The organism is Okeania sp. SIO3B5, from assembly GCF_010692555.1.
Taxonomy (GTDB): domain Bacteria; phylum Cyanobacteriota; class Cyanobacteriia; order Cyanobacteriales; family Microcoleaceae; genus Okeania.
The window spans coordinates 1-10,500 of the sequence record NZ_JAAHHG010000350.1 but is presented as its reverse complement, the minus strand read 5'-3'; the positions used below and the strand labels follow the sequence as shown (position 1 = coordinate 10,500).

General features: G+C 35.0%; 6 protein-coding genes. 5 read left to right on the top strand and 1 reads right to left on the bottom strand.

Annotation, left to right across the window (positions count from 1 at the left end; all coding sequences use genetic code 11):
* Positions 1 to 616 precede the first annotated feature (616 nt).
* Positions 617 to 1,786 (top strand): transaldolase, encoded by a 1,170-nt coding sequence (locus F6K54_RS31380; protein ID WP_293086676.1) that lies wholly within the window; start codon positions 617 to 619, stop codon positions 1,784 to 1,786.
* A gap of 304 nt (positions 1,787 to 2,090) precedes the next feature.
* Here the strand turns inward: F6K54_RS31380 and F6K54_RS31375 are convergent, their stop codons facing one another.
* A complete protein-coding gene (locus F6K54_RS31375) occupies positions 2,091 to 3,656 on the bottom strand; it encodes an IS200/IS605 family accessory protein TnpB-related protein (RefSeq protein WP_293086673.1) in 1,566 nt (521 codons plus the stop codon).
* A 719-nt stretch (positions 3,657 to 4,375) separates the two neighbouring features.
* On the opposite strand from F6K54_RS31375, the gene F6K54_RS31370 reads away from it, so the two are divergent.
* The 4 genes from F6K54_RS31370 to F6K54_RS31355 all read left to right on the top strand — a co-directional run bounded on the left by F6K54_RS31370 (position 4,376) and on the right by F6K54_RS31355 (position 10,165).
* Positions 4,376 to 4,798: a hypothetical protein gene (locus tag F6K54_RS31370; protein ID WP_293086671.1), complete on the top strand. Its 423-nt coding sequence runs from the start codon at positions 4,376 to 4,378 to the stop codon at positions 4,796 to 4,798.
* On the top strand, positions 4,791 to 5,582 hold the full coding sequence (locus F6K54_RS31365; protein ID WP_293086668.1) for a transposase: 792 nt from the start codon (positions 4,791 to 4,793) through the stop codon (positions 5,580 to 5,582). Before F6K54_RS31370 ends, F6K54_RS31365 begins: the two co-directional genes overlap by 8 nt.
* A gap of 338 nt (positions 5,583 to 5,920) precedes the next feature.
* The gene (locus tag F6K54_RS31360) at positions 5,921 to 8,272 is read left to right on the top strand and encodes a hypothetical protein (RefSeq protein ID WP_293086666.1); all 2,352 of its coding nucleotides are present in this window, start codon (positions 5,921 to 5,923) and stop codon (positions 8,270 to 8,272) included.
* Positions 8,273 to 9,400: 1,128 nt separating this feature from the next.
* On the top strand, positions 9,401 to 10,165 hold the full coding sequence (locus F6K54_RS31355; RefSeq protein WP_293086663.1) for an NAD(P)-dependent oxidoreductase: 765 nt from the start codon (positions 9,401 to 9,403) through the stop codon (positions 10,163 to 10,165).
* Positions 10,166 to 10,500: the final 335 nt, after the last annotated feature.

The window sequence follows — 10,500 nt, the reverse complement described above, 5'->3', positions numbered from 1 at the left end:
GATTAAGGATGAGCGGGAGAATGGGAGTAATGGGGATAGTGGAACAGTGAAATTTGCCAAAATTTGCCGATTTTGAGCGCCAATAAGCCTCTTTAAGCTCTAAGAGAATATTTGGTTCAACGCCGCTTAAAAGCCTCCATCCCCGTGTCTCGGTTTCTCCGCGTCCCCGTGTCTATCGAGAATGAAACAGCCCTACTCCTGGGAGCAGGAGGTTAGGGGTGGGTTCTCTACTCCCTACTCCCTACTCCCTACTCCCTACTCCCTCTTTTCTGGAGATGTCTAATACTTAAATAACTTTGGTGACGATTTTTTTTGAACTTAACTATATGCTCTTAACAATAATATATTTGACAAATTGATAGTGTATGTTAAAGCACAAAAATCTGGAAGTTAATTTGGTAAGTCCTGCATAAAGTTAAACACAAAAATTAGCATACCGATAATTTTATCCAGTCCATGATGAATTAAAATTTTGTTCTGATATAATACTATAAGTAAGCAACTTATTCTCAAAAGGCTAGTAACTGTTGGCTATAATCTGGTATAATATATGGAAGTAAACATTAAAATGTCACTTTTTATGACATTTTATATCGGTTTTATGGAGCAGAAATAAATGGCTAAGAATTTACTCGAACAATTACGAGAAGTAACCATCGTTGTTGCTGATACAGGGGATATTCAAGCAATTGAAAAATTTCAACCACGGGATGCTACTACTAATCCCTCATTAATTACTGCTGCAGCTCAGATGCCACAATATCAGGAAATTGTGGATGAAACTTTGAAAAAAGCAAGGGAAGAGTTGGGCACAGATGTAACTCCTTCTGATGTGGCAAATTTAGCATTTAAGAGACTGGCAGTTGCTTTTGGACTGAAGATTTTACAGATTATTCCAGGGCGAGTATCTACAGAAGTTGACGCACGACTATCCTACGATACAGAATCAACAATAGCTCAAGGACGAGATTTAATTGCTCAGTATGAAGCAGCAGGAGTTTCTCGCGATCGCATCTTGATTAAAATTGCTTCTACCTGGGAAGGTATCAAGGCAGCAGAAGTATTAGAAAAAGAGGGTATTCATTGCAATTTAACCCTACTATTTGGTCTGCATCAGGCGATCGCCTGTGCTGAAGCAGGAGCAACTCTGATTTCTCCCTTTGTAGGTAGAATTTTAGACTGGTACAAAAAAGAAACTGGGCGAGACTCTTATCCTCCTGCAGAAGATCCTGGTGTATTATCTGTGACTCAAGTCTACAACTACTACAAGAAATTTGGTTACAAGACTGAAGTTATGGGAGCTAGCTTCCGCAACATTGGTGAAATCACAGAATTAGCAGGTTGCGACTTATTGACTATTTCACCTGGTTTATTGGGTGAACTAGAATCAACTACAGGGGAACTACCGACGAAACTTTCTGTGGAGAAAGCGGCTGAGTCTGATGCCGAAAAAATTGCCCTAGACAAAGAGACATTTGATAAGATGCACGCTGAAAACCGGATGGCATCTCAAAAACTGGATGAAGGCATCAAAGGTTTCTCCAAGGCATTAGCATCATTAGAAAATCTGTTGGCAGAACGCTTGACTCGTTTAGAGGGAGTCACTCATGCAGCAGAAGATATTTTCCATATCTATGATCTAGATGGTGATGGTTTCATCACTCGTGAAGAGTGGGCAGGAACTGATGCTGTATTTGATGCTCTAGATATCAATCAGGATGGTAAAATTTCTCCAGAGGAAATGGCATCTGGTTTAGGAGCTGTGTTCCAATTAGCTAAGGTTTAATTCTACAGTGGGAGCATATTGCTCCCGTTTCCGCTATGGGTGAGACCATTGGTTTTAGACAAAATTATATCGTGTCCGGTTGAATAGTTATAAATAAGGGAGTAGGGAGTAGGGAGTAGGGAGTAGGGAGTAGGGAATTGTTTAAAATGTAGCTCATATAATGAAAAAAAATCCATTGTAGTCGGTCTATTTAGGTTAGTGGACCGACTTTTTTTTAGCATATAGTATGATTGATGGCTACTATCACCTTCTTGAAAACTAGACACGCGCTAGACATCTGCCATCGGTGATTGCAAATGATTCATTACTCACCCGTTTCAATGTGTACTTGCTGTGAAAGTTGATGTTCCGCCCATAAACTATGGGTGAGGATACCCTCAAGAGCTTTCCTCCACTGAAAAAGTTGAGTCCTTCGGATACGATGTAGTTTAATAAAACTAGCAACTCGCCTCCAATGACTCCAATCATGTTTGTTGACATCCTCCGGTCTCAACAAACACTTTGGTATTTTTTCTGATAACTTTAACGCTCTACGGCCAATTACTAAAGCAGCAGCAGTGCCACTATTAAGGCCGTATTTAGCCATATAATTAATCATTCCAATTACGCTGGTAAAAGCTGGATTAACTTTGATTAATTCTACTCCAAATCTTCTACAGCGTGACTCTAAAGCTTCTCTAAAGATTCCCGTAGCCAATAAGACAAGCATTTCATTGTAAACTTTGCTTTCTTCGCTCATCTTGGACTTTTTCTTACTAAAGTCTAGAGACTCAATGGCTATTGCACATTCAAAAAACTCTGCTAAGAACACAACTTGACAAACAATATTTCTCATGAATGCTTGTCGTTGTCCTGTTGTTTGATTTTTCCATTTATACGGGATTTCTTCTAAATATTCAATATTTCCATCCCACTTCACATAAGTAACTGAAATTGAATCAGCATTAAAGTCAATACCTATACAGCCATTTTTTCTAGTATGAACTACTGGTATTTCTTGTACATAAGTAGAAAGATGTATATACCAATTATCCTGTTTATGTTCTCTACGAAAAATAGAAATTGTGATTGGTTTGAAATTGTTTATGGCATAATCTAAATCTGTGGCTCTTAATCTGCCATCCCTATTTGAAACACTAAATTCTAGCTGTATTTTATTGCCATATTTGCCTTGTAATGGTCTCGGTAGTTGAACTTGTAATTGATATAACCCATTCTCTTGTAATGGGAAAATTTTCATCATAGTTCCACCGCCTAACTGAGATTTTCCTACACAGAAAAACCTGCCTGAGCGTTTTTTTCTCCAATCTACATTCCAGTCATGTCTAGTTTTATATCCATTTTCTACTAAATTATGTTGAGCATTAAATAATTTCGATGAGCCAAAGCAAATATGTAAACGTTCTGTGTTTTTTAACTTCTTTAATTTTCGTTTCAGACTAGCTATTTTCTGAATTTTGCAATTTATGCCTAGCAGTTGATTATGAAATTTATTTCGAGCTTGTATATGTGGAAAACCTTTTTTTGTTGCTAATTTTAATGTTTTTTCTAGTTTAATGATGAGTTTTTTGGCAGCAGTTGTTTTAGCTTGAATTTGTAACTCTAATTTAGAATAATGGTTTTTTTTAGCTGTTTTTAATTGGTTTAAACATATTCGTGCTTCAGTAGCAATTGAGTCAGCCCATGCCCATTGAATGTTAAACTGCTTCATAAGACGCTTTTCTAGTTCAGATTCTGATAATTTCTCAGTTTGCATCCAGTTAACAGCAGAACGTTTCCAGGATTCATACAATGCTCCTAGTTCCTCAAATGCAGGATGATATTCAATTTTGGCTTCTATCCCTGTTAAGGAACCGTGAGATTTGACCATTACTTACATTGAATTACTTTACTCAAGGTTAGCAGAGCTTGCCTTTTTGTGTCAATAATATTTGCTATAGCTTTGACATGAACTCAAGTTTGGCGTTGCACAGTGACGAATGATTTTATATTTTTGATGAACAGGATTTTGGATTTGATAATTACTAGAATGACTAATTAATGGTTTTTTTTAGTCAAAGTCTAAACTAATTTTTGGTAATATCATTCCATCATGTGTAATATCATGTCCGGATAATTAGTGATAAAAAAACTTTCTCCTTCTTTTCTTCTTTCTTCCCTTCTGAATTCTGAATTCTGAATTCTGAATTCTGAGTAGTTTATTTGTAACTGTTCAACCGGACATGATATAACCCCTCAAGTTTTAACACTGGTTCCTAATTTTTTTACCTATTTGCCATTGTGTCATATCCTAGACATTTTGTAGATGTTTGTCTAGGATAGTCCATATTTTTTGGTGTTAGCAAGCAACAGTATTGACATAAAAATCAACTAAAAAAGGGGTGTGGGTGAGCGTTGGCGGAGGATGGTGGTGGCAGCTATATCGCTCACCCACACCCTCTATAAGAATAATTATTATTATCAAAAAAAATTTAGTTTTTGAAAGGGTGATTAACTGTTGAATGAAAATTGTAGAAAGTAGTTGCTATTTGTAGAAAAGTGTTGTAATATTAAACAGGTATAGGACTTAAGATGAATTATAGCGGGTGAATGCGACTTGTTGACAGACATATTATTAACCGAACACATAACTTTTGGCGGGTGTGTGATGAGTTAGCCTTTAAATCAAAAAACTTGTACAACTTGGCTAATTATCATTGTCGTCAGCATTTTTTCAAGTGCGGAAAAAGTCTAGGTTTAACCAAGCTATACCACGCCACCAAAGATAGCGATGCCTACAGAGCATTACCAACTAAAGTATCAAAACAAATAATAAAATGCTTGGTTGCCACTTGGCGTGGTTATTTTCAGGCAATCAAAGAATGGTCAAAACATCCCTGTAAGTTTTTAGGTAAACCAAAAATACCAAAGTATAAGGACAAAACCAAAGGTCGATCGGGTAGTTATATATTCAAAAGAATCAGTCTACAAAGCCCCTCTAAAAGATGGTATTTGTCACTTATCTATGAGTGATATCAAAATACCTGTAGTTGTGGAAACTGTAATCGAAGTCAGGATAGTACCTGCTACTAGCTGCTATATAATTGAAGTAGTCTATGAAAAAACTCTTCAGCCACAAATACACTCAAGATATGTAGCCGGGATTGACTTAGGGATTGACCGTAAGGTAGCTCTATCTACAAACAAGCCCGGTGTTAAACCTATGCTTGTTAACGGGAAGCCACTAAAAAGTGTTAATCAACTTTATAATAAGCGTAAAGCCAAGTACCAAAGCCATCTCAAAGGGAACAGAAAAAGCAGCGGAAAGATAGAAGCATTAAGTTATCGTCGGAACCGTTTTGTCGAGAATTATCTGCATAACACCAGTTTCTTAGTGGTTGAGTATTTAACCACAAATAATATTGGTACTGTAGTCATAGGAAAAAATGATAACTGGAAACAAGGTGCAAACATCGGCAAAAAAAACAACCAAAATTTTACTCAAATACCTCACTATAAGTTAATTCAACAGATAACTTATAAGTGTCAATTGGTTGGGGTAAAAGTCATTGAAACTGAAGAAAGTTACACCAGTAAAACTTCTGCACTTGACCTGGAATTGCCCTGTAAGCATGAATTGTATGTGGGAAAACGAGTCAAACGTGGTTTGTTTAGAAGTTCAAAAGGTAAAGCGATCAATGCTGACGTCAATGGCAGTATTCAGATAATCAGAAAGAAATTCCCAGAGGCATTTAGTGCCGAGGGAATAGTGAGCTGCGCCGTACAGCCAGTGTTGGTTAATCCAATATTAAGATAAAGGCTGTTTCATTTTTCTACAGTTTTTTTCGTACGGTTTATATCTTTAAATAATAAAACCCACATTCCGCACGTCAACTTGTAACATTAAAAGTAGTACATAAACCCGTAGCTTGGTAAATATTTATACTATGCAAATCATCTTAATTACTTTTTTCGTTGATCGATCTTCCGAGTAAAAAATTTACGCATAAATACTTGCTATACATGATTACTCAATCACGGCAGCTATGATTTTCTTCTAAAATTCTGTCTCCTGTCTCCTGTCTCCTGACTCCTTCTTATATACTACATTTTGTCGTGCGGAATGTAGGATAAAAATAAAGATAAGGTTCATTTATGAAACAAAAAAAATCATACTTCAGAAGTATTAATTGGCAAAAATATTTACCTTCTATTGCTTTAATATCACTGATTTTATCTATTTTTTTAGTCGCTAATTATCACCGTTTAATTTTAGATTACATTCCTTTTAATGGTGCGTTTCAAACTTATAATCCGATTCGTCGTATCTTACTAGGAGAAAAATTAGGAAGGGATTTTAATCCCTATTTGGGTTTAGGTCCTACATATCTCAGTACCTTTTTAACGTTTCTGTTTGGGAGCAATTTTTCAGCTTCTCAGATGAGTATTTATGTCTTAACTTTAAGCGTGCATTTTTGGGATTTAGGAATACTTTTTTTCTGTTATGGATTCACAATACTTCGTTCACTTTTAGCATCTTCTTTAATGGTAATTATCCTCTCCTTCTTCTTGGAAAAATTTCCCTTAGTGAATGAAATTGTTGGACCCGGAACGAGTAACTTGAGTGTTCGTAGTTTCTTACCTTTTTTAACAAGTTTTCTTTTATTAATACTTGGGAATTTTTTGCCTAAATCAAGATTTACTTATGTCGGCATCGGGTATTTAATAGGGCTGCAACCACTTTGGTCAAATGATTATGGTATTCCTTCTGCATTTAATTTAAGTCTTTTAACAATCCTTTATCTTTTCACTCAAGATAAAACCAAGATTTTCAGTAAAATTATTTCCATAATATTATCAACAATCCTAGCTTTTTATTTAGGAGGAATGTTATTAACCCAAGGTCATCTCTTTCAATGGTTAGAGAGTAATTTCAAAGGTGTTGCAGGAGATCAATTGTGGTATTATCTCTGGTTTAAAAATTATAATAAAATTTTTGCGATTCAGGATTTTTTTCAACATCCTTTATTGATAGGATTTTCGGGAATTTATATTAGCAGTATTTTCATCATTATTATCAAAGGCTATTTTCAAACTTATCGCCTTAAGTATTTAATTTTAATCTATATTAGCTTAACTGTTTATATGGCAGGGCTTCTTTCTTCTATCGGTGGAACCTTAAGTGTTCGTTATTTTCTACTCAGTGTTATTGTTTCTTTTTTCACCATCCCGTTAGCAATTTATTTATGCGCCCGTCGTTTCAGATTTAGGGTTAGATTCTCACCAATAGTTAATCTTAATCCTCAAAAAATGATGCCATTTTTATTATTAATCTATCTCATTTTGCCCTTAATTCATTTTCTGGGTTATTATACTTTTCATACTTTACCTTCTGCGGAAAAAGGATATATCAAGGTAGACGAATTAGGCGGTTGGTTATCTCCTAAATGGCAAGCCAGTGTTAAGATTGCCCATGACTTAAAAGAACAGTTACAAAATACCCCTGCTCAACAAAAAATGTTATCTACTTATACAACAGGAATAGATACCATTATCGGTGCAATTAATCCTACTCAAATTGATTATATTATTCATGCTTTGGGGGAGAAAGCGAGAAAGCAATATTTAACAAAATGGCAAGAATTTCAACCTGAATATATTACTACCTTAAGAGAAGATGCTTATTCATGGGAAACCTGGAGTCGTCGGGCAAATTGGTGGTTTTATCGAGAATTTATGCCGAATTATAAACTTGTTGAAGCAACTTTTTATAATTTAATCTGGCAACGCTTAGATAAAAAAACATACACACAATATCCCACAGTGAATTGTCAAATTTATCCTCAACAAAATGATAGAGTCGAATTAGTTATTAATACCTCTCCAAATAACAATATCCAGCCAAGAATATACTATGTTGACTTAACCTTAAATTATGATTTAACCGTTCAACCAACTCTTATTCCTTTGATTGGCAAACGAGGATTAGTGAATATTATTGAGCGAAAAACAGCCAGTAAAAAAGAAATTGGTCAAAAAGGCAATTATAGTTATGGATTACCGAAAGGCAATTATAGTTACGGATTACCGAGTAGTCATTCCAATTGGCATATTCCCCTTGAACATCGAATCGGTACAGAATCTATTTTAGAGATGAAAGCTTATCCCGAAAAACGAGCTAAATTAACCGTTAAATCCTGTAAAGCACAGATTTTAAAACCGATAGATAGCAGTTCCTTAATTCGTCAAATAATACCCGAAAATTTTAACGATCAAAACTGGAAAAATGGAATTTTTTTAAATTCCAAAACTGGGCAAGAAAACCGGGTTATGATGAACAACGATCGGATTTTAACTGAACTTTATCCTCAAATGAATCTTGAATTTGCTGGTAGTGGAAACCGTCAAATTATGAAAATTAAAGACAATCAAATTTGGGTGAGTGGTTCACCCCTGAATCCAGAAACCGATGGTTATCCCCATGCCATTAGAGTAAAATTACGTTAATCATTTAGTAAACATTCAGCTATCAGCTATCAGCTATCAGCTTTACAACGGTTTTCATTATAATCAAGCGATCGCTACCTTTCCAATTTTCTACTATTGTCCAACAGTTAAATTAATTATCAATTAAATTAAATGAGGCGATCGCTACCTTTCCAATTTTCTACTATTGTCCAACAGTTAAATTAATTATCAATTAAATGAGGCGATCGCTACCTTTCCAATTTTCTACTATTGTCCAACAGTTAAATTAATTATCAATTAAATTAAATGAGGCGATCGCTACCTTTCCAATTTTCTACTTTTGAGACAAATCTATAATTTCCAGCTATAAATATATGTGGTTTGACAACTCAGATATTATGATTGAAAAGTAGAAGCTAAAAGAGCGCTTAGTTCTTTCATTAAAAAATTAGGAGCTGACTGCTGACTGTTAATAGCTGAATGCTTACAGTTAAATTAATTATCAATTCTCTCTAGAGAGTTAATCGCTGAAAATCTTAGCTCGCAATGGCTATTCCAAGAACTTTGCACTGTCTAGTATAGCGCTGTGCGCAGCTCATCTGGCAACAGCTCCGGAAGGCAACAGGGGGAATAAATTGCTGATCATATAAGACTTTTAGCTATTTGGCCCATCCTGCAATTTGTAAATATACCAGCGCTCATTGCTATATAGTTACTTCATTCATTAAAAAGCTATTTGCTTCAATAATTGATAATTGATAATGGATAATTGATAATTACCTCTCCCTAAAAGGAAGAGGATTGAATCAAAGGAAAATATTTTCTTGTTTCTCCTTTAAAGGAGAGGCTTTAAACCTTAATTATTCGGTAAGTAGGTAGGCTTAATTATTGGTAGAATAGCAATGACAATTCAAAACAGTAAAAAGTTATTGGAGACTGAGTTCTAGCTTCTTTTTCAAATTTTTTATATTAACCTTTATTTATGCCTACCTACTTAGCATTCCGCAAGAAGAACTGATAGCAAATTCGCATATAATAAAAGGTGTTAACTATATAATATGTATACACCTTTTTTGTAACCCGAATTTGGTATGACGGCTAATAGCTGTTTGCGCAGCATTCCGCAGGAAATACTTACGATTTGTCAAATTAACTTCAAGAAATATTATGAATTCTGCAATTATTGGACATACAGGATTTGTCGGTAGTAATCTAATTCGTCAAAGGCATTTTGATGCTTTTTATAATTCTAAAAATATTGAAACCATTCAAAATAAATCATTTGATTCAGTTATTTGTGCAGGAGTATCTGCGGTTAAATGGTTAGCCAATAAAGAACCAATTCAAGACCGAGAAAATATTCAAAAGCTGATTAGCTGTTTACAACAAATATCAACTCAAAAATTTATTTTAATCTCAACAGTTGATGTTTATGCTTGCCCCATTAAAGTTGATGAACAAACCCCCATTATTCTTGAAGAATTACAACCCTATGGCAAACATCGACGAGAATTAGAATGTTTTGTACAAGACAATTTTGATAGCTTAATTATTCGCTTACCTGGTTTATTTGGCAAAGGTATAAAAAAGAATATTATTTATGATTTTCTCCACCATAATTTACTAGACAAAATTCACAAAGACAGCGTTTTTCAGTTTTATGACTTAAATCATCTTTGGGCAGATATTGAGCTGGCTTTAAATCATCAATTAACCTTAGTCAATTTTTCCACCGAACCCACCGTCGTTGGGGAAATTGCCCGCCGCGTTTTTGGCTTAGATTTTCATAATCAACCGCCCATTCCCATTGCTCGCTATGATATGCACACTCGATATGCACCGTTATTAAGGAGCAATCAATCTCCCTATCTCTGGAATAAGGAACAGGTTTTGCAACAATTACAGCAATTTGTACAGCAATTTAAAACGTGAGTTCTATGGTAAGCATTCAGCTATTAGCATTTCCTACGGAATGCTTCGCAAACAGCAATCAGATGCATGAAAATATTCAAACAATAACTTAGGTTAGGTTATGGGTAATTTAATTAATGAACTTTAATTGGGTGCATCTCATAGCAAGCAAAAATACTTTTTTCCTATATATTCCCTGTTCCCAGCTCCGGTGTTCCCTGTTCCCTAAAAGCAATAACTTTTTGGCTTTATTCACGCATTGAGATGCACCCCTTTAATTCTCCTTGGAGGATAATTCCCTTCTAGCATGATAATAAGTTTATAACACATAGCTGATAGCTGATATCATGTCCGGA

Bases quoted from the DNA above. Each gene is read 5' to 3' on its own strand.
- F6K54_RS31365 (WP_293086668.1), top strand. From the start codon at position 4,791: ATGAGTGATATCAAAATACCTGTAGTTGTGGAAACTGTAATCGAAGTC.
- F6K54_RS31375 (WP_293086673.1), bottom strand. From the start codon at position 3,656: ATGGTCAAATCTCACGGTTCCTTAACAGGGATAGAAGCCAAAATTGAA.
- F6K54_RS31380 (WP_293086676.1), top strand. From the start codon at position 617: ATGGCTAAGAATTTACTCGAACAATTACGAGAAGTAACCATCGTTGTT.
- F6K54_RS31370 (WP_293086671.1), top strand. From the start codon at position 4,376: ATGCGACTTGTTGACAGACATATTATTAACCGAACACATAACTTTTGG.
- F6K54_RS31355 (WP_293086663.1), top strand. From the start codon at position 9,401: ATGAATTCTGCAATTATTGGACATACAGGATTTGTCGGTAGTAATCTA.
- F6K54_RS31360 (WP_293086666.1), top strand. From the start codon at position 5,921: ATGAAACAAAAAAAATCATACTTCAGAAGTATTAATTGGCAAAAATAT.